This window comes from Dulcicalothrix desertica PCC 7102 (assembly GCF_003991905.1).
GTDB classification, from domain to species: Bacteria; Cyanobacteriota; Cyanobacteriia; order Cyanobacteriales; family Nostocaceae; genus Dulcicalothrix; species Dulcicalothrix desertica.
In genome coordinates, this window is the sequence record NZ_RSCL01000019.1 from 3,054 (window position 1) to 23,968 (window position 20,915).

Here is a 20,915-nt window from a genome sequence, read left to right on the forward strand (position 1 = left end):
GTTTACCAGTGCTGATATTCCACAATTTGATGGTTTTGTCAGCACCAGCAGAAGCTAGAGTTTTGCCATCTGTACTTATTGCCACGCTATAGACTTCAGCAGTATGCCCACTCAAGGTGGAAATGAGTTTACCAGTGCTGATATTCCATAATTTGATGGTTTTGTCAGCAGCAGAAGCTAGAGTTTTGCCATCTGCACTTATTGCCACACTGCTGACTGCATCAGTATGCCCACTCAAGGTGGAAATGAGTTTACCAGTGCTGATATTCCATAATTTGATGGTTTTGTCAGCACCAGCAGAAGCTAGAGTTTTGCCATCTGCACTTATTGCCACGCTATTGACTATAGCAGTATGCCCACTCAAGGTAGAAATGATTTTACCAGTGCTGATATTCCACAATTTGATGGTTTTGTCAGCACCAGCAGAAGCTAAAGTTTTGCCATCTGCACTTATTGCCACGCTATAGACTTCACCAGTATGCCCTTGTAACTGATTGCGTTCCCTAATATTTGACAATATATATTGTAAGCTTAATGCAGGACTATAAGTAGGGTAATCTGCTAAAGGTTTATCGTTGACTAAATTTTTCAATTCACGTCCAGCCCTCATAGCATTTACCAGACCCTTTATTTCTCCTCCTAAAAATGGTTCTTGTAATAAATTTATTCCAGTTTTTTCCAATTTTGTCACCGTCAGTTCTTTTAGAGTAATGCTAGCAAATACCGAAGCAATAATTGCTCCTATAATAGACACTGCCAAAAACGTAGAACCAAATTGAATCATTCGCTTCGATTTCTTTTGCGCTTTGCTTAATGTTTCATTCGCTGCTGATAATATTCGGCTGTCTTCTTCTTGAACAGCTAAAGAAGCTTCCAGTTCCCTTTTTTCTAACTCCTGAGAAGCTGCTAAATACCGAGAGTCCTCATTACTTAAGCTTTTCTGAGTTGCCCACTGCAAAGCATTTTGTAAAGCTTGTCCTCGCAATAGTCGTGAGGAATCCTGATAGTTACTATCAACCCATGCTTGAAAGTTTTCCGAATATGGACGTATTTTTTTTAACTCTTTTTCTACCCAAGTTAAATTTAATACCGATTCATATATTCTGTTATAGACTTTGATAATGTTCTGTTGTTTAACCACTAGGCCAGTCAGGCGAAATCTGATTTGTTCGATACTTTCGTCAACATGAATGTACCCTGATAGCAATATTTGCTGATACCATCCTAAAAAACGCCCTGCTACCTGCTCTCCTAATAACATTCGGTCTCTGATTGTTTTTATATGTTCTGGTTCATCATGACTTTCCCAGTTTTCAATAATGTTTTTTTGAATTAAATCCTGTAGAGACGCGAAATTTACCTTCGGTACACTTCGTGAACGCGTCTCTACATTTGGGTCTGTAGCAATTAGTCTGCATATTTTTTGTGTTAAAAAGGGTTGTCCCCCTGTCCAAGTCAATATTTCTCGTATTAATGCGTTAGGATTTTCTATCTGACCCTCAAATCCTTTTGCCAAAGGTTCAATTTCACTATCTTTAAATCCTTCTAGTTGAATTGCACGACCTATATTAAACGGTGTTCGCCTTTTATCAGCTATTAAATCACCTGGGGTGACAACTCCGACTAACGCAAAAGTCAGGCGCCTATACTCTGGATTAAAATTACGCTTTTCATAACAGCTTCTAATTAATGCAAAAAAATCACCCGTGTCAAAGCCTAAACTCAAAATACTATCTATTTCATCGATAAATATAACTATCTTACTTTGGATAGATGCTAATAATACGGTTTCTATGAATTCTTCTAAACGCTCTATAGGAGGAATGGCGCCTCTTTCAACCCACCAACCACGCAGAATTTCTGATGGATTACCTAGGTTAAAATTAACTGTAAGCTTGTAAACTATCCCAGCGTACCACTGTTCTGATTTTATATCTCGACTACCTCGCACCGAGAAATCAAGAGAAGTACAAGCAAACCCCTCTGCTTGTAATTTGTTCATTGTCCGAACTATTAAACTCGTTTTACCCATTTGCCGAGAGTTAAAAATATAACAGAACTCTCCCGCCTTTAAGCTGTGGTAAAGGTCAAAGTCTGCTTGCCTAACAACGTAAGAAGGGGCGTTTTCTCCTAAACTACCTCCAACTTTATACTCATAATCTGTTGTCATGATTGAGTCACTGTATATATAAGTTAATGATATTTACTTAAACAGAAACAATCTACTTGTAGGTTGGGTGGAGGAACGGAACATGAATATTTTACGCTTTTGTTGGGTTCCGCAAAGCCTCCACCCAACCTACGGTTTATATATAGCATGACCAAATTCGAGTTAAGCCATGAGAAATTTGAGTTACATTCGACTTATGGCTAACTTTACCAATAATATAATTATCTTGTAAACTCAGTTTAGTAGCGTCAACGCAAATTACCTATGGCACGTTCTGTCATCCTACGGAAAGAGAAACAAGAAAAAGTCTTGCAGCGCATCAGCGGGGAATTTTTTAGTCAGCAGGATTTTGCAGAAGACTTAGGTATTGCTGCATCTACGATTAGTAATTTTGTTAATTTCAAACCAGTTGACCGTAGGTATTTTGTTCAGATTTGTGAGAAATTAAGTCTTAATTGGCGAGATTATGCTGTTTTGCCTAACCAATTAGAACCACTAGAAGAAATACAACAATTAGCACCGCAAAACCCGCCATCTAATACAACGCTCGAATATCCAGAGGGGCAGATGTCTGTAGATTCCCCCTTTTACATCGAGCGTCCACCAATTGAGCAACGCTGCTACGAAGAAATTAGTAAACCTGGTTCTTTGATTAGAATTAAGGCGCCTAGACAAATGGGTAAATCTTCCCTACTCGCAAAAATTCGACATCGGGCAGAGCAGCAGGGAGATAGAACTGTATATTTAAGTCTACAGGTAGCTGCACAAAAATGTTTTAGCGATATCGATACATTCCTCAAATGGTTCTGTGTTAGTGTGACGGTGGCTCTAGATTTAACTCCTAAACTAGATAAGTACTGGGATTTAGCTGATATCATGGGTGGAAACCTGTGCTGTCAAGAGTACTTTGAACGGTATCTGCTCCCAGAAATCAATCAACCTCTGACTTTAGGTTTGGATGAAGTTGATAAAGTATTTGAGTACCCAGATATTTCCTCAGACTTCTTTGGGTTACTGCGTGTACTCCACGAAGAAGGTAAACAACGCACGATTTGGAAGAAACTGCGGTTAGTTATAGTCCACTCTACAGAAGTTTATGTACCAATCAACTTAAATCAATCGCCTTTCAACGTTGGTCTACCAGTAGAATTACCAGAGTTTCTACCAGACCAAGTGCAACATTTAGCACAACTTCACCAACTCAATTGGAGCGATAGAGAAGCTTTACAATTAATGAAAATGGTAGGTGGACACCCATTTTTAGTACGCTTGGCGCTATATCATGTCGCACGTCAAGATACGACTCTAGCTCAACTTTTACAAACGGCGCCTACTACAACAGGAATATATAGTACTTATCTACGGCGCCTGGAATCAATTTTAGAACAGCATCCGGAATTGGAAGCAGGATTAAAACAGATAATTACAAATACACAAGAAACGCAATTAAGTAAAAAAACTTGCTCAAAGCTAAATGCTCTGGGGTTAATCAATATACAAGATAACGAAGTTTTGCCAAGTTGTGAATTATATAGACAATATTTCTCGAAGTAAGTCGCGCGGAAGTCGTAGACAAATAAAAGCTAACTCAAATATCTTAGAGGCTATCTCATATACCAAGGGTGTTTTATAGAATCATCGAATTCAACAAACACACCCATATGTTTAACAAGTTTATTGCTACTGTTGTTACTGGAAGTATTTGTCTGTCTGCTATGTCAGCTTTTGCTGTTAATAACCGTGTTCGTGCTGTCGCAAATTGTCAGGTTTACAATAATAATCTACGTCCACTCGGAGTGACATTACGAGCTAATAATTTCTATCCTTTGGTGAGATTTGGAACGTTTCCAAACCGTCAACCAGGAGTTGCAATATTGATGTATAGCCAGAGAACTAGACGTAATTATGTAGTCCACGTTTCTAGCGGCTGTATGGAATCAAATCGAGGAGGAGTTGTAATATACTAACAAGATATTTTACATAACAAAATTACCCGCCAACACCCTAGAAGGATACTGCTGGCGAATCAGGGGTAAGCCCCCTACTAGTTCATCAGTTTTAGGGCGGGTAATATTTTTTCTACCGGGCTTAAGCGATGGTGTGGCTCCGCCACACCGAGCGCCAAGGGCGCCGAAACGATTTTAATGCAAAAAAACTATTACAGCAGTTTGCAAGTTCCGCAGGTACAAATTTATTAGCTTAAATTCTTGTGAGATGTGCTTTCCTGTCCGTCTATTTGTTAAGTAGTGACTAAAGTTTTAGCAATATAAGTAATTCGGATGCCAATATTAGAATTATGAGTGTTATATTAATTTTTTAAATACATATAAACATAACAATATTGAGTGCTTCAAATCTAGGTATCACACTCGCTATCAAATATGAAAATTTATTTGATTAAGCTACATTACTGCGAAGGGAAGCAAAAGCAGTTATACGAGTTTTAGCTTTAGGAAAATGATTCGACATTGAAAAAAACGATGTAAATTGATAGCACAAGCGCTAGCGACATGTTGTAAATGTGTTTTTCCAAGCCCACTCCGGTCGTGTACGTCTCATATCAAACTTACGAACTCCTTGAGAGATAGTACCCTCAATTCCTGCTCGTAGCGCATATTTTTTCTCAAAATATAAGCGTTTGTTGTTCAATCCTACGCGATGTAAGAGCTTCGTATTCATCCTGCGGTCTTAATTTTAATGTTCGTGGCGCCTTTAGGCTCTTTGCACAATTATTTCTAACTGAGCATTCTCCACATGTTTTACGCTCAAATTGAATAGTTTATATCTCGCTTTGAGGAATTACGAGCCTCTATATCATAGGGCGATTCAATACATATTGAATTTTGTGGAAACCCTGTTGCGTCTTGAGTACGCCAATGAAGTTTACAATTTATAATTGCATATTGTTGAATCCATATACGTCTAATAATCTCAATACTTGATAGTTCTTGTAAGCTTAATTGTACATTACCTCCAAACCAAATTTGATGTAGTAAATGGTGCCCGTCAATACCAATTTGTAGTGCCATTTGCTCACGCTCGTTTTTCTTTTTTGGTAAGCGGTAATCATCAAATCGTGAACTGTATCGGTCAAACCAATCGTCTGTGACGACTTCTTTTAACCAATAGCCGCGCCACTGTCGCAACTTCGTTTAATGCAGCTCGTAACGTTTCTCCAACTAATTCGCGCGCGATTTACGTAAAGGTATTGCTGCTATTACCTGCGTCGAATCTGTACGTTGCATTCCACGAGGTTTTATTAAATCATGTTGTTTGAAATGAGACAGCATCAAATCTAAAAGTTGATTGGATAAATTATGCTCACATAATCGTTTACGAAATTCACATAGCACACTTGCATCGAATCCTGAATCAGTTAATTTAAGTCCAAGAACATATTTCCAATCGATTCTACCTCTAACTGCATCTGCCGCTTGACGGTCAGTTAATCCTTCACCAAATTGCATTACTGTTATTAATGCAGCCCAGTCAAAGTTATATAAATAACGCCTGAAAGGCTGTGGTGATAAGACTTTACAACAAATATGTATAAAAAATCATTGATGCGTTTGCCGCGCGATGAGTTAAGCAAAAAGTCCTGCTATGTCGCTAACTGGTTAAATCCAGCCAGCAATTTCTACGCTTGTTAATGATTTCCCTAGTTTTTCATACTCCGTTTGAGTTGCTCTAAGAATATGCTTCATTTGGACAGGCTCTTCTGCATCGGCGGCCATAAAGGCTGAGTTAAGCGCAATAATGCGGATATTGCCGCCAGGAGCGTTAAGTTGAGCCAGTCTTTCAAAATTTAAGCCTTCAGTTGGCGTGTTAGGCGGAAAAATCCGGCGCCAAATTTCAGCTCGGTGGGCGGCATCTGGGAGAGAAAATTGAGTCACAAACCGAAGGCGCCGCATAAATGCAGAGTCTAAATTACTCTGTAAATTTGTCGTTAAAATAGCCATTCCTGGATAAGATTCCATTCGCTGAAGTAAATAACTTACTTCTAGATTGGCATTGCGATCTTTAGAATCTTTAACTTCACTCCGTTTACCAAAAATAGAGTCTGCCTCATCAAAAAGCAAAATTACACCTCCGCTTTCGGCTGCATCAAATATTTGCTGTAGATTTTTCTCGGTTTCTCCAATATATTTACTAACAACAGCAGAGAGTTCAATTTTATAAAGATCGAGATTCAACTCATTAGCAAGAACACCTGCTGCTAAAGTTTTTCCGGTTCCGCTAGGTCCAGAAAATAGTGCTGTAATACCCAATCCGCGTCTACTTTTAGATGCAAATCCCCACTTTTCGTATACTTTGGTCTTCTGTCGAACATGAGCCGAAATTTCCTTTAAAATTCCCTTCTGAAGGGGCGGCAATACCAAATCTTCCCAAGACAACTTAGACTCAATTAGCTCTGCCAAATCATCTAATCTAGGACGAGCCTGGACACGGCAGCTTTGCCATAGAGCCTGTTTTAGCTCAGGAGCAGACGGCATTGTTAACTGCCCGACAGCTGCCGCACAGGCTCGACGAATCATAGAGGTACTAAGTTGAAACTGAGATGTGAGTTCTTCCAAGTCTTCCAGCAGTTGATCTGAGTCTGGCATATATTTTCCTTGCTCATTGAGTCGAGTTTTGAGTTCGACCACAGAGGTTTCCCAGGTAATTAACTGCTCGTGAGGTAGAGGTTTAGGAACATCAAAGCGAATCATCTGACGCTTTATGCCTTGGAGTGGAGAAAGTGTCGTAACAATCGTAAAGCATCGTAATTCCTCAAGCAGTTGATGGAGAGAACTAAGTTGTAGCTTATCAGAATAATCAATATCTTCATAAGCTAGAAGGAGTGTTTTACCCTCCAAAATACACTCTCTTTCCAGTCGGCGGATAAAAATTTCTAATTCATTATGTTTGAGAGGAATACGATGGCAGTTCAAAAGACTTATTTGTAAATTAAAATGCTGACAAACAGCTTGAGTAATGTCGGTTTTATCCTCCACCTCTGAACCACATAGCTGAATAATAGGCGGAGAATTTTTAAAAGGATTCAATTCCCATAGAGTTTTTATACTATCTGCCAAGCATTGATGAGAAGGAATTAGTTGTTGTGTGTAGAATGGAAGCTCAGTAATTTCTGTTAGTAACGAGTCCGTTGTTTTTACACCTAAAAGATAATGGAGAATTCTCTCATTTATATGAAGAGATGTGCTGGTAAGGGTACTACCTGAGCCTAAGTCGATTAGTTTCCAATAGCGAAGTGGTCCATCGGGTGTTAAAGCACTCCAATGGGCATTAGGCAGAGCATCAAGAGCCAAACCAAATGTTGGATGATATTGATTATTGTCCTTATGGGCTTTAATACATAAATTTTGAAAGCGAGGATCAATTTCTATGGCTGCACAAAATATTATTATGTATCGCTCAAATTCAGATAGATTAAAATTTTGACAAAGTTGCTCAATAGCAGATGGATATGGCATAGCTGCTTCTATCTTTTCTAGCCTTAAATAATCTTGATTGATATCGATTGGTTTTACATTAGATTCATCTTGAGATTGATTGATGTAATTTAGTAAAATATTGCGAACACAATCAAAATTGGCTCTCAAATATTCTCTATTAGATTGATACCAAATATTAGTATCTGTGGAGCTATACATATGTGATAATCCTTTAGACAAATATGGCTAACTCAACTTTATCCATTTTATAAAACCTTAAGGTTTAAGCTGAAACGTTTGCTTTACTTTTTGATTTCACTAATAATCAGTGATATAGAAAAAGTTTTTGCCTAAAAGCTAGGTTTTTGCCGCTTCGAGGAAATTAAATTCTTAATTTTGGATAAAGTCGAGCTTAGGGGTTACTGCAAATATTGATTCTATGCCTCAAACCAAGCTAAAGAATCAGCCGCGAAATAAATGCTTTAGAAATGATGGTTTGTTTTCTTCAACTGGTTTCATTCCCGGCTTGAATGAGGGTCTTCTTATGGTACTTGATATTACTCTATTTCCCGACATTCGTTCATTATGTAGTCGCGTTGCAAGTCTTTCTATTTTTCTTGCAACTTTAGAATTAGCTGAAGTAATCTCCCAATCATGTAACTGCACAGAAATTTGATTAATAACAGTATCATATTCTTTGTGGGGTTGTATCATGCCATAACTTAGTCTTTGTATAATCCACCGCTTCTGATCTCCATTTAAACTCTTATCCTCGTGGGTTATTCTTTGCAAATCTTCCAATGTGACCTGTATTGAATTATCAGCCTTTGGTACTCTCCGTTGATTTTGCCTATTATCTTCATTTCTCATTCTATCGCGAGCTTCATTAAACGTTGCATCTTCTACTTCGCCTCTAGCCGGATTTGTGTAATTGACATAATCTCTATTAAAACTTTCCTGTACCCTTACATGTGTTAGTTCATGAGCAAGGTTGGGCAGGCGGTTCTCTGTATCTCTGTGGTAATATACTTCTTGGGTGGAAGGAACTCCGTCGTTAAACCTTCTAATTGTATAAGCTGCTTGACTCGGATGTATTTCTGCCCTTCCACTAGCCTCAACTAACTCGCCCATCATATTTCGTATATATCCAGGTGCTTCATTACTTTCACTAAGGGACCTCATCCGACCGAGATCTGCCTCTACAACGTTATAATCGTCATCACTATCACGCCTAGATCTTCGAGTAGAACTATAAGACGGACTTGCCTCTACAACGTTATAATCGTCATTACGATCACGCCTAGATATTCGAGTAGAACTGTAAGACGGACTTGCCTCTACAACGTTATAATTGTCATTACGATCACGCCTAGATCTTCGAGTAGAACTATAAGACGGACTTACCTCTACAACGTTATAATCTTCATTACGATCACGCCTAGATCTTCGAGTAGAACTATAAGACGGACTTGCCTCTACAACGTTATAATCGTCATCACGATCGCGCCTAGATATTCGAGTATTTCTTGAATCATAAACCATAATGTCCTCCGATATAGTAATAAAGTCTTCTATTGTGTCAGCGTAGATGCTGTTTTAAATGAGACTAAGATCGAATTATGTTAAACAACGGAATGAAACCTGAGTTGCTCCCGTAGAACTTGCTGAATTATTTTGCTCCTGAATATCAGGGGTTGGTTCATCGACAGAGACTTGTATAGTTGGATGCAGGATAAAAGTCTTTTCATTTGATACCACTTGTTCGCTATTCAAAAACTTATATTTTGGTTGATGGACAACCTGAATTTTATGATGCCCAGCGTATATTGCTTGAGGTAATTTAAATAAAATTCTGCTATCCTCAACTACTTGTGGTTCTAATAAATTTTCTCCTCCGTTCAGACGCAGCAGAGTTATATCACCACTAAGATTTTTCCCACAAATAATTACACTGCTTCCCGCTATAATCTTACCATTTGTAGGCGATGCAACAATTTTATGAATTTGTGGCTGCTCCAATGTTTCTTGATTATAACCTGAAGTAAGTAAAGATTTCTTAGAGTCAATAAACACCATTGATACTTCGTAGGCAATTGAGGGTCGATAAGAACCTTGTAAAAGCGACCACAATCTGGACATCTGTTCTGTATCAAACAAGTTTGGTGTAATTCTTACTTGGTCTAACTGCTCGGTTAAATCTTCAACAGAAGTTGATTCAATTGCTTGTGCGAAAAGACCGGAACGATTAATTGTTGCAACATGATTTAGGGTTGCTCGAATCATGGCGTTAGATAAAATTGGAGTTTGATGCATAATATGCATAACATAACCCAATAGTATTTCCGTCTGAAAGTCTTTGTTTCCGTAGGCGGTCAATACATAATGCAAATTAATAGCTAAGGGGGTATTTGTACCTTCTTCTGTACTGGTTTGGTAATGGGCTAGTTGGTTACGATGGCGCCCACCCAAATCTACATTACGATTTTGCAAAACCTGGTAGAGAAATAAATTTAGCCGAGGTTGATCATCGACTCCAATCGAAATCTGATCTGGGGGAAGTGTGGTTACTAGCACATTTCCCATGCTCGACAGTGCTGCATTCTGAACCAAACCGTCTTCTAATAAATTTTTGAATACAGCTGTTATTGCTGCAATCACTAATCCATTACTCATAGCTTTTTCTCTATAAATCTTTTATTTCACTCGTTTAAACCCTTCATAAGCTACTTCTACTTCCTCAATTTCTATCTCTTGACTATTAGCTTTAACATCTGCAATTTTGTACCGCGATGGCCAAGCTGCTGTTAATTCAAATCTTGCCTGGGGTTTTCCATCTTCATAAATCGTTATAAGAGCATTTTTTCTCTGTTTAGCCCAGTTCCCATCCTCAGTCAACTCAAACCAGTTCCATAAAGCCATTGAACTTGTCATTCCTCGAAGTAATGTTAAATTTCCGCTCTTAGCATTACCTGGAAGTTTCGTCCGCACAACCCTTCCTTTGTTTGCCTTACCCCATCGACTCGAAGTAACCTCACTAAACTCAATTACATCCTGCGAATAGTCAAAACCGCGACATTCTAAGAAAACTGCGTCTACTACGTCGCTTGAACCATCTAGCTTTAAATGTAAAGAGTAATTAGATGCAGTCAGAAAAACGGGACCTTTAGATGAATTTGGCATAATTTATTTTGTTGAACTAAAAAATATCGAAGTCGAAAGAAACCTGGTTTCTATGCAAAGTCGTCGTTTTTATTACAAATTAGAAAAAGAAACCAGGTTTCTAGGATTTTAAACTATTGTTCGCGCGTGACTTCTTGAGCAACTAACTCTATGGTTTCGCAAATTAATTCTCCACCGCTAGAAGTCATTGAAGAAACCGAATATTTGCAGGGATAGCATTGCTTAATCTGCCATTCCATAACTGCCTTACCATCTGCATACGCAGTGATTTTTGCATCTTCAAGTTGTCCTTTCCAGTCAGGATTTTTACCTGTAGGAGGATTAACTTTGTTAAACCAAGTATAGGCACTTTTATCTTTACATCCAGCTAAAACAATTGTTGGGTTTTGCGGTTTAACGGGTGTTGGTCTTGGTTGCATTGTTTTTTCGCCATTTTTTCCAGAACCAGCAACATGGTCGGTAGGAGGAGCATCCATACCCATATTACTGAACTCCTTGACTGGTAAGTCCTTAATTTTAGACCCAGCAGAAAAGGTAAAGCTAGAACACTCAATGTAATCTTGACCTGGCATAATTTTTTCTCCTAGTTATTTTGTTCAATGAATAGTTGACTTCTCTAGAATTATTATTGTTGTTCTGTTTCTAGAGCATTCCACTGGCTAATGCGGAAAACCACAAATTCAGCCGGACGTACTGGACATACACCAACGTCAATATATAAACGCCCTAAAGTCATTGTTTCAGGTGTATTATTTTCAGCATCACATTTGACATAAAATGCTTGGCTAGGAGTTGCCCCAAATAATGCACCCTCGCGCCATATCCGTTCTAAAAAGTTACTAACCGTATATCTAACCTGCGTCCACAGTTCTTCGTCATTCGGTTCAAAGACAGCCCACTGAGTACCAGCTTCAATCGAGCGCTCAATATAACTGATGAGCCTTCTAACGCTGATATAGCGCCATTCTGTTTTGTCAGGTTCAACCAAAGTTCTGGCGCCCCAAATCCGAATTCCTCGGTTAGGAAATTTACGAATACAGTTGATACCTAACGGGTTAAGAAGTTCTTGCTCTCTAAAGTTGATATCATATGCTAAACCAGTAATTCCTCTAGGAACTTCATTTGCAGGCGCCTTATAAACACCCCGTGATTCATCCGTCCGACCCCATACACCCATCATATGCCCAGAAGGAGGAACAATAATTGAGCGGCCTGCATTTCGAGGATTAGGTACTTTAACCCACGGATAATATAAAGCTCCAAACATGGAACGACGACCAAACTCATCTAACCAATTAACGACATCTTGAGGTGTATTGCGATCTGGAGGAGGGTCTAACACAACCATCCGATTCGTTGGTCCTGGCATATTGCCGCTAGTAACACCTTCAGACATGCTGATCATAGTCTCCATCACACCATGAACTTGTTCAAGGCTTAAAATTTCAGCTTCATAGGCTCGCATTAAATCTGGAAAGCATATCATTGTAATCTCGTCAATTTCAAAAATGCCGAGAACCCCAGTTCGCTTACTCCGATCTCCTTCTACTTCACTAGCAAATTTCTCAGGTGTAGAATTTGGCGCTGGAGGCAGTAGTTCATATTCACCATTCAAGGGGCGCCGAGCTAAAGGCTGTCCAGGCTGGGCAATATCTCCAATCGAAATAAACTTAGAGTTTTTCAGAGCCTCAACAACATAAGTTGCAGCCTGTGTTTGGGGTTTGGGATCCATACTTAAGTGATTGTATTCCTCAAGCACTTGATCATCTCGGCACACTTTTAAAGAGAAAAACTCACGTGAATCTAATGGTTTTTCTACTTTATTCGTTCCCGACGGTTGATGTTTAGTTTGTTCGCTCGCATTATCAACATTCTTTGCAGGAGGTAACGCCGCACGAGGTGTTCCATCGTGAATTTCGATTGTAATAGACCCGTTATCGAAGTGTTCAGGGCGAATAGATAAATTTAAACTTGGTTTATTACCGCGTCTTGGAATCTCTAAACGAGGCGCCTGCCGTTTTGAACTTTCTTGACCAATACTAGGAAGTTGGGTTCCAATACTTGTAATCCAACAGCGTCCACCTCCATTCAAAAAATATCCGCGAACAGAGAAAGGTAAATACGCATCAAACTCTGTAAAACCGTTAGAATTGGGTCGGGCAAAGTATTCAATATACTGAGTCCAACTAGTGACAAGCATAGGTTTAAAAAGTTCAGCTCCGCCTCGTATATCTTCGGTAAAACCGATAAATCCTGCAACCGAAGTACTGACACCCTCTATAGGACGACTTCCGCGATCTACTTCTTCAACATACACACCTGGTGCAAAATAGTCTAGTCTAGCCATGTAAAAAGCTCCTTAATTTGTTGGATAATTGATTGACGTAAATATTTAATGTGCGTTAGCGCGCGGGCATAAGTAATATCTCTTCGGGGACACATGATTTTCCGTCTACAAAAACATTACAAGTCTTAACCTCATACCCAGACCGTTTAAGCTGTAAAATGTAGTTTCCAGAGGTCAAATTTTCAAACACAAAATACCCTTCCTCGTTGCTAGTTGCTGATTTTTCGGTTCCTTCAAGTACAATTAGCACTCGTTTTAACGGCTTTGAGGTCAAAATATTTTTAACAACGCCAGCAATAGCAACTTTCTGAATTTTAGATTTGCTCTTACTAGCTGAAATTGAATTATTAACCCCAAGATGTCGTCCCGTGACTAATGGTACAGTTGTTTTCCTCCATACATTAAATGGAACGGTTACTGTCAAATAAATAGCAGGTCGTACAGGAATAGAAAAAGAACTCCATATACTTTCTACATTAACAGGCGGGTCACTAGTGACTGATAATGATAAGTTACCGTGACCACGAAGATCAGGAGTTAAAAACTCCTCTTGCAATAGTCGGTTACGCATTAACAGCAGTAGAGTTTCAGATAAAAGATGAAGCTCTCCTAACACAGTGCGATCATGGGCTGTAATCACAATAGAGATATCAAAGCAACTAGGCGCTCTACATATTTCTGCAACCTGTCGTGAATCATCAAAATAGCGCTCAACATGTCTGCCATTATTTGGTATTTTTTTGCTAATTCTAACATCATAGAGATAGAGATTAAGTAATAGCTCCTTATTACTATTTTCTAAACTTGAAGGGGGACTAAAGTTAATTTGCTCAGTGCTAGTAAGAATACCTCCACTAGCCAACATTTCGGCAAGAGTTTGAAGAATCGAATTCAGCATAAGTAAACATCTAATTCGTTTCTATATATTCAGATTAAGCGATATTTTAGCCACTGCAATCAGACAGAAGTCTGAGTTAGGAACCATTTACTTGTAATAACATATGACATAATTATGCAGCACGGCGCCTCCACGAGCGTTGCCACCAAAACCCGCACGCGAAACGTATAAAATATTCTTGTGGAGTGTAAATCAACTTACCTGATATCTTGCACCTACACCCAAGAAGGGTGGGGCTATACAAACAAAGCCTGCCGGGAGCAGGCTATAAATCTTGATTTGACGTATTGTTGATAAAAATATATGTCTATTAAATAACAAATAAAGTTCTTGAAGCAAACGCCAAGGTAAATTTTTGCGATTGCCACATCAACTTAACTAACTGAAGGGTTAATTCAGAAAACTATCGCCTACGATGGTCTTTTAGTTTATGTACCTGCCTACAAAACTCAAAATTTACCAAGCGTGTTACAAGGTAAAATCAGTTTACCCAATTGCAGCAAATTTTTACAGGGCAACTTACCAACTGGAAGCAGCTAGTTTTAAATTTTCCTGACCTGCCATTCAACCCTATCGACCGACAGAACCAGAAGCATTACGCCTGTTCCAAGAAAAAGTGCCGCTTCAAACTCCACCTAAAAACTATACAGTATCTTCATCTATTATGAATCGTTAGGGAACGAATTATTATGGCAATCCAAACTCACCGTTGTCCAGAGGCAAGCTGCTCTTTCTTTAATCCCCCTATGCAGGAATTTATCTCTTGTACTCATGCTTATCTCTACTGGGACACGAAAAAATGGGCGAACAGGGAGTCATTATACCGATTATTTTTTTAGCTTTAAACCATTACGTCTAATAACCTTCTGCCAGTAAACAACATCACAAAACAATCTTTTAAACAGAAAACAAAGCCCTATGTTGTTTGGTTTTTTATTTCGGCATCAATTGTCTCTATTGTTGTTTTCTCTGTCTCTGTTTCTATATCAGTCGATTGTCCCACCAAATTTTGCTCCGTTGTACTGTCTTCTATCTTATCTTTCTCCTGAAAATGAGCTAATAATGATTCTTGGATATAATTAAAAGTATTAAAAGCTTGTTGCACTTCTTCCCTTGATATTTGTTTCATTGATGAGTCTTTATGTAACGCTTTTGAAATGTTTTCTTGAGTGATTGTTTTTTTATGTACTACTGCACTAGTTTGTGTCTTATCTTGTGGTGAGATAGTATCTTCTGCTCGCTTGACAATATCATTGGCTAGTCGTTCGCTAAAACCAATTAAAAACGCAATTGTGAAATATAAAAAATATTGTTTTTCTGAATTATAACTTGATTTTTGGCTTGAATTCTCATCTGATTTTTGGCTTGAATTCTCATGTGAATATAAAAGTGGAGAAGTTATAATCCCTGAACTAAGCATTGAACAAACTAAAATAGCGAAAGCAGTACCAATCAATGGTTTAGCGAAACCAACTAGAATAGGAGTCGCTGACTCTTTATAATCTGTGCTTTTGTATTGATCAAGTCTAATAAAAATACTAACTATACTCCCAAATGCTCCAGCAAAAGCAACCATAATTACTAAAGATGAATTTTTTAATAACAGTCCTAAATTAAATGATATTCTTTGTAGCGCATCTTCTAATTGTGATTGTACTTGTGCTTTTGTTGTAGGTTCTACTTGTGGTTTTTTAATACCTTCAGAAACGTTAGATTTATCTTTAGCTGCATCGATTAGCAAATATGTAGGAATCTGTGCAATATCAGGCATCAGAGTTAATACAATGGAAGTAGTTAAACTGACTGGTATTATGATAGCATAAATTGGAATAGCCATTGCAAGTCCAAAAAGAACTTTTGTTGGTGTTGAAAATTCGCGAGTAGCGCGTTGAAACAAAGTTTTAATAAAGCCAAAGCAAAGTTTACGATTTAAAAAATATTCAGTTTCATATCTTAATTTTCTAGCAAACATTAGTTCTCTTGGTGGTTCAAAAAGACCATCTAAAGCTATTTTAAAACAATTTAATCTTAATTGTAAATACTTGATGTTATCTATGTTATAAGACTTTTTTTGGTTTTTTTTGTATATTTTTAGTATATACTCTTGAAACCGTTGTAATAAAGTAATTTGTTGTGCTATTTCTTTTTGAATATCATTTGGTAAAATATCTTTTGAACGAATTTTTTTGTGAGTCTCTTCAATAATTTTAAAAATATCTACTTGCATAGATTGAAGAATTTCACAACTATAAGCTTGCATATTTTGAGGTAATTTATCTCGATTCTCTTGTTCCTGTGGTTGAGTCATAATACAATCTAATTCGTTTCTACATATTCAGATTAAGCGATATCTTAGCCACTGCAATCAGACAGAAGTCTGAGTTAGGAACCATTTACTTGTAATAACATATGACATAATTATGCAGCACGGCGCCTCTACAAGCGTTGCCACCAAAACCCGCACGCAAAACGTATAAAATATTCTTGTATATTTATCTTACTTTTGATAGATGCAAACACAACTGAAATATAATACCTCTTTCAGAAAATATAAATCAGAATATATATTAACCCTGATTAGGGTTTTCAAGTAACTCGAAGAAAGTCGTAGGCAAGTAAAATATAACTCAAATATCACCATAGCTATCTCAGATTTACAGGGTGTTAAATGAAATCATTGAATTCGGGAACAGCATGTTAACCCAAGTAAAACAAACAAAAACCATATCGACGCTTTTAGTTGATGACGATCGTCAATTTCGGGCTGGAATCAGAACCCTCCTAAACTTCTCCCATATTCAGGATCGAGCCATTAATGTGATTGGGGAAGCAGATTCTCTGGCTCTAGCTTTATCTTTTATCAAGCAGTATACTCCCGATTTAATTCTAATTGACATAGAATTAATTGAGGGAGATGGACTTTCCCTATTACAACAACTCCAAAACAGCAATGCATTAAGTAGAACTCTTGTTCTATCAAGTCATCAAGAAGACTACTGGATCTATCAGGCTATGCAGTTGGGGGCAAATGGCTATGTATTTAAGGGTCAGGTTTCACAGCAGTTGCTAGATGCGATCTCCACTATTATGCAAGACCAAATTTGTTTACCACCTGAAGTTGCCACTTGCTTCTTTAGAAAATTCCAAAAAACCCAAGCTTTGTTACCTTCACAAATAAATCAACCCTGCAACCTGTCCAAGAGAGAAAGCGATATTCTATATTGGCTTGTTCAAGGCGCCTCAAACGATGAAATAGGGAAGCAACTCTATATTTCAGTGGCTACTGTTAAGACTCATCTTACTAATATTTTTCTAAAGCTAAATGTAAAAAATCGAACACAAGCTATTGTGACAGCCATAAAGATGAATCTGGTTTAGCCAAAACTACCGGGAAATTTCTATGCCTACTATTGATTCTAATGCGCTAGCTAAATTCTACCCATGTACCGAAAACGCGCCTCTTGGCTGTCGAAAGCCAACAGAAACTATTGAGAAAATACCAGGTGCTAAGTTTTGTCTTGAATGTGGATTCCCTACTACATTGCCAGTTCAAACTGAACTCCGGGGCAGCTTAGGTATCTATCGCATTTCTGAACTACTTAGGTCTCAGGGAATAGGACGGCTTTATCGAGGAACTCAGACCAGCAACGGTCAACCGATTGTGGTAAAAGAGTATTTACTGCCTAAGCAATATTTTAATGCTGTGGAAGCACAACAGCGGAGAATAGCCTTGGGTCAGGTAGCTAAAGGTAATTTGACCACCCCAAAAAGTCGCGAGTTTCGGTTGGTTAGCCCATTAGAAACCATTGCAGATCCAGAGAGCGATCGCGTTTATCTTATTTTTTCAGGCGAAATTGCGGCGCTTCCTACCCTGAAGCAAGTTTTGAGAGAGACAGGAGCCTTTTCTGCATCACGAGTGAGACAAGTCCTAAATCAAACGTTGCAGTCGTTACATTTCCTACATAGTCAACCAGCTAGCTCTGATAGTAAAGCAATAGCACTCACTGCCCACGGCAACTTAGGGCTTGATAGCTTGGTTATAAGTGATAGCGATTACGTTTATGTTTGTGATTTAGCATACTGGGAACAGCTTTTTGTTCCTGCTCCCCCCCAAGCATTATTACCGGAACAAGACTTAATCGATCTTGGTTTGGTCGCGTTTGCTCTCTGGACGGGTCAACCTATAAACTCTGGTTCTAACGCATCGCTAAATCCGCGCGAAGCTCAACATTGGCCGCAAGACGATTTACCCCTGAAAGATTTTCTGCATCGTTTACTAGGGTTAGGCGCCTCCTTTAATTCTGCAGCAGAAGCGCGTCAAGCTTTAATTAAACTGCCTCAACCTGATGCTGTTGGTTTTCATGAAAATCTTAGTAGCTCAGAATCTCTAGCGAAACCAAAGCGAAAGTATTGGCTTTTGAGTTTACTCGCTTTACCTTTATTAGGAGGGCTATTGTGGTTGCTATTGCCCCGATTTATCTCAAATACTAATGCAGAGACGAATAACGTTAAGCCTTTTTTACCATCATTTGCAGATGTTAATGGTGTTCAGGCAGGACAGTATCCTTATACCGGAGAATCGCTTGGAACTTGGACAACAGTTTTGGACAAAAAGCCAGTGAGTAATCGCAATATTAAATCATTGCTGACCCAACCCAAGCTAGATATAGCAGCCATCTTTAACTACCGAACTTATGCTCCTCAACGATCTCCCCTTGATGAAGTTCTCAAAGCAAACGCCAAAGCAAATTTTGCGATTGCCACATCAACCCAACTACCTGAAGGGTTACTTCAAGAAACTATCGCCTACGATGGTCTTTTAGTCTATGTACCTGCCTACAAAACTCAAAATTTACCAAGCGTGTTACAAGGTAAGATCAGTTTTACACAATTGCAGCAAATTTTTACAGGGCAACTTACCAACTGGAAGCAGCTAGGTTCAAATTTTCCTGACCTGCCTATCAAACCCTATCGACCGACAGAACCAGAAGCATTACGCTTGTTCCAAGAAAAAGTTTTAGGCAACGATCCAAATCTGATTGCCCAATTTAACAAGATTGAGCAACGTTCCACCTTTGATACCTTGCGCTCCATCGCAGTTGAAGAAAAGCAGACGCAAAAAGTTGAAGCTGGTTCAATTAGTTTCGGACTATTAACCCAAACCTGGGATCAATGCAAAATTTACCCCCTAGCTATTGCCCAAGAAAATCTAGACCCAGTACAACCCCTACTAAAAGAAACCGCCAACAACACAATGCAACCTATTTCTCCATCAGATAATCTTTGTTTAGAAAAAAATTCCTTACGTATTAATGCATCAGCTTTTCACACAGCAACTTATCCACTTAGCGCACCATTGGTTATTGCGTATCCTAAAGATAATAATTTACCTGGGCATACATCAGGTCCGCTCTTTGCTAATTTTCTTAAAACTCAAGATGGGCAGTATCTTCTTCAAGAAGCGGGTCTTGTGCCGCTCCAAACTCCACCTAAAAACTATACATTATCTTCATCTATTATGAATCGTTAGGGAGCGCAATTATTATGGCAATCCAAACTCACCGTTGTCCAGAGCCAAGCTGCTCTTTCTTTAATCAGGTATTGCCGCAAAACGCCAAGATTTGTCCAATGTGCGGTACTTCTTTAGCACAAGCAGTACAACCCCCTGCAACAGTTGCTACCTCTCCCCACTATGGTCAAACCTCGACTTCTTCGTCCCAGCTCTCATCAACAATTAATAATCAGAAACGTCCTCAGTTGAAGTTGCTTCATTCTAGCGAACAAAACTTTATATTACTTAGGGAGTCTGGCATAATTGGTCGTCAAAATCTAGCTAATGGTACGCGCCCTGAAATCGATTTAACGGGACTACCACATGCAGGAATTATCTCCCGCACTCATGCTTATCTCTACTGGGATTTTAATCAACAAACTTACATGATTGTTGATGATAGCCGAAATGGTAGCTACCTCAATGATAAATTATTACCTCGTGGGGCGCCTCATTCATTGAGTCATGGAGATAAATTACAGCTAGGTCAAAATCGGTTGATTTGCTTGCAAGTTGAATTAACCCATCTTTCAAATTAAATTGTTCAGTCAAATTAAATCGTTCGGTCAAACCTTATCAAATCACCATAAACAAAAATATGAGTACAGAACCATTATCATCAGCACAAATCTCTGAAAATATGACAATTATGCAAGTTCCAAACCCTCCTTCAAAACCAGAAGCAGGAAATAACAAAACAGTTGCTCAATTTTCTTCAGAGGATAATTCTAAAAATCCTAATACTACAGAGGTTAATAAGGTTAAAAACCCAACAGGTCAAACTATTATTCAATACTCGGACTCAGCTATCCATAATCCAGCGGTTCAAACAATTTTTCAACCAATACCGTCACCGTCTACTGAGTCGAATCAAACAATTTTTCAACCCATGCCAAAATCTCCGCAGTTATCAACACATACTCAACGGGAGCATCCACCAAATATTTTTCAGGATATATTTAGGGCACCAGGCTCGTTTACCTTACGCTTTATACATACTACAGGAGAATTTTTTCATTCAATCTGGAGTAAAATTAACCGAAAAGAACTGCAATCTCATTTTCATCAAAACAGGCAGCCAGAGAAGGGAACGACTTTTTCAGAAGAACAGCTTACTAGCTCAGAACTGTATCAGAAAAAACTGCGAGAGTTAGATATTTGCCGACTTTCTTTTGCCAAAGAGTTGGCTAGAAATGGTAAATTTCGCAATGCGATTCTTATTGCTGAACAAATTTCTGAAACTAGCTACTTTTTTAAGGATGCCCAAGTGCTGATTAAAAGTTGTAAGTCATTTTAAGGAACTGCTTTTTGGCTAAAATACGACGTTCGTCTAT

Annotated in this window: 19 protein-coding genes; 6 read left to right on the forward strand and 13 right to left on the reverse strand. The window is 38.5% G+C overall.

Features of this window, described 5'->3' with window-relative positions; translation table 11 throughout:
- On the reverse strand, positions 1 to 2,170 hold a 2,170-nt coding region (locus DSM106972_RS33380; protein ID WP_233787929.1), incomplete at its 3' end, for an AAA-like domain-containing protein.
- A gap of 264 nt (positions 2,171 to 2,434) precedes the next feature.
- Between DSM106972_RS33380 and DSM106972_RS33385 the strand changes: the two genes are divergently transcribed.
- Positions 2,435 to 3,724: an AAA-like domain-containing protein gene (locus DSM106972_RS33385; protein ID WP_127084741.1), complete on the forward strand. Its 1,290-nt coding sequence runs from the start codon at positions 2,435 to 2,437 to the stop codon at positions 3,722 to 3,724.
- Between the two features lie 107 nt (positions 3,725 to 3,831).
- Positions 3,832 to 4,137, forward strand: coding sequence for a hypothetical protein (locus DSM106972_RS33390; protein WP_127084742.1), 306 nt, complete (start codon positions 3,832 to 3,834; stop codon positions 4,135 to 4,137).
- 535 nt (positions 4,138 to 4,672) lie between these two features.
- Here DSM106972_RS33390 and DSM106972_RS51685 read toward each other — a convergent pair.
- From DSM106972_RS51685 to DSM106972_RS33445, 12 genes are all read right to left on the reverse strand, one after another.
- Positions 4,673 to 4,849, reverse strand: a complete 177-nt coding sequence (locus tag DSM106972_RS51685) for a hypothetical protein (RefSeq protein ID WP_158632923.1) — start codon at positions 4,847 to 4,849, stop codon at positions 4,673 to 4,675.
- On the reverse strand, positions 4,794 to 4,946 hold the full coding sequence (locus tag DSM106972_RS55935) for a transposase (protein ID WP_127084900.1): 153 nt from the start codon (positions 4,944 to 4,946) through the stop codon (positions 4,794 to 4,796). The genes DSM106972_RS51685 and DSM106972_RS55935 overlap by 56 nt, the downstream gene beginning before the upstream one ends.
- Entirely contained in the window at positions 4,936 to 5,316 is a 381-nt protein-coding gene (locus DSM106972_RS33400) for a hypothetical protein (RefSeq protein WP_127084743.1), read from the reverse strand. The genes DSM106972_RS55935 and DSM106972_RS33400 overlap by 11 nt, the downstream gene beginning before the upstream one ends.
- 33 nt (positions 5,317 to 5,349) lie before the next feature.
- Positions 5,350 to 5,721, reverse strand: a complete 372-nt coding sequence (locus tag DSM106972_RS33405; protein WP_325052245.1) for a transposase — start codon at positions 5,719 to 5,721, stop codon at positions 5,350 to 5,352.
- A gap of 66 nt (positions 5,722 to 5,787) precedes the next feature.
- Positions 5,788 to 7,824 carry an ATP-binding protein gene (locus DSM106972_RS33410; protein WP_127084745.1) on the reverse strand — a complete coding sequence of 679 codons (2,037 nt, stop codon included), beginning with the start codon at positions 7,822 to 7,824 and terminating at the stop codon, positions 5,788 to 5,790.
- Positions 7,825 to 8,067: 243 nt separating this feature from the next.
- Entirely contained in the window at positions 8,068 to 8,787 is a 720-nt protein-coding gene (locus DSM106972_RS33415; RefSeq protein WP_127084746.1) for a hypothetical protein, read from the reverse strand.
- A 435-nt stretch (positions 8,788 to 9,222) separates the two neighbouring features.
- Positions 9,223 to 10,278 carry a Pvc16 family protein gene (locus DSM106972_RS33420; protein ID WP_127084747.1) on the reverse strand — a complete coding sequence of 352 codons (1,056 nt, stop codon included), beginning with the start codon at positions 10,276 to 10,278 and terminating at the stop codon, positions 9,223 to 9,225.
- A 21-nt stretch (positions 10,279 to 10,299) separates the two neighbouring features.
- Positions 10,300 to 10,785, reverse strand: coding sequence for a phage tail protein (locus DSM106972_RS33425; RefSeq protein ID WP_127084748.1), 486 nt, complete (start codon positions 10,783 to 10,785; stop codon positions 10,300 to 10,302).
- Between the two features lie 113 nt (positions 10,786 to 10,898).
- Complete coding sequence (locus DSM106972_RS33430; RefSeq protein WP_127084749.1) at positions 10,899 to 11,357, reverse strand: phage tail protein; 459 nt, start codon at positions 11,355 to 11,357, stop codon at positions 10,899 to 10,901.
- Positions 11,358 to 11,410: 53 nt separating this feature from the next.
- On the reverse strand, positions 11,411 to 13,132 hold the full coding sequence (locus tag DSM106972_RS33435; RefSeq protein ID WP_127084750.1) for a phage tail sheath family protein: 1,722 nt from the start codon (positions 13,130 to 13,132) through the stop codon (positions 11,411 to 11,413).
- 55 nt (positions 13,133 to 13,187) lie between these two features.
- Positions 13,188 to 14,030 carry a Pvc16 family protein gene (locus DSM106972_RS33440; RefSeq protein ID WP_127084751.1) on the reverse strand — a complete coding sequence of 281 codons (843 nt, stop codon included), beginning with the start codon at positions 14,028 to 14,030 and terminating at the stop codon, positions 13,188 to 13,190.
- Between the two features lie 916 nt (positions 14,031 to 14,946).
- Positions 14,947 to 16,338, reverse strand: coding sequence for a hypothetical protein (locus DSM106972_RS33445; protein ID WP_127084752.1), 1,392 nt, complete (start codon positions 16,336 to 16,338; stop codon positions 14,947 to 14,949).
- Positions 16,339 to 16,724: 386 nt separating this feature from the next.
- Between DSM106972_RS33445 and DSM106972_RS33450 the strand changes: the two genes are divergently transcribed.
- The 4 genes from DSM106972_RS33450 to DSM106972_RS33465 are packed head-to-tail and all read left to right on the forward strand — an operon-like array spanning position 16,725 to position 20,878.
- Complete coding sequence (locus tag DSM106972_RS33450) at positions 16,725 to 17,408, forward strand: response regulator transcription factor (RefSeq protein WP_127084753.1); 684 nt, start codon at positions 16,725 to 16,727, stop codon at positions 17,406 to 17,408.
- Positions 17,409 to 17,430: 22 nt separating this feature from the next.
- Positions 17,431 to 19,560: a substrate-binding domain-containing protein gene (locus tag DSM106972_RS33455; protein ID WP_127084754.1), complete on the forward strand. Its 2,130-nt coding sequence runs from the start codon at positions 17,431 to 17,433 to the stop codon at positions 19,558 to 19,560.
- A gap of 14 nt (positions 19,561 to 19,574) precedes the next feature.
- On the forward strand, positions 19,575 to 20,120 hold the full coding sequence (locus DSM106972_RS33460; protein WP_127084755.1) for an FHA domain-containing protein: 546 nt from the start codon (positions 19,575 to 19,577) through the stop codon (positions 20,118 to 20,120).
- 59 nt (positions 20,121 to 20,179) lie between these two features.
- A complete protein-coding gene (locus DSM106972_RS33465) occupies positions 20,180 to 20,878 on the forward strand; it encodes a hypothetical protein (protein WP_127084756.1) in 699 nt (232 codons plus the stop codon).
- The last annotated feature ends 37 nt before the right edge of the window (positions 20,879 to 20,915 follow it).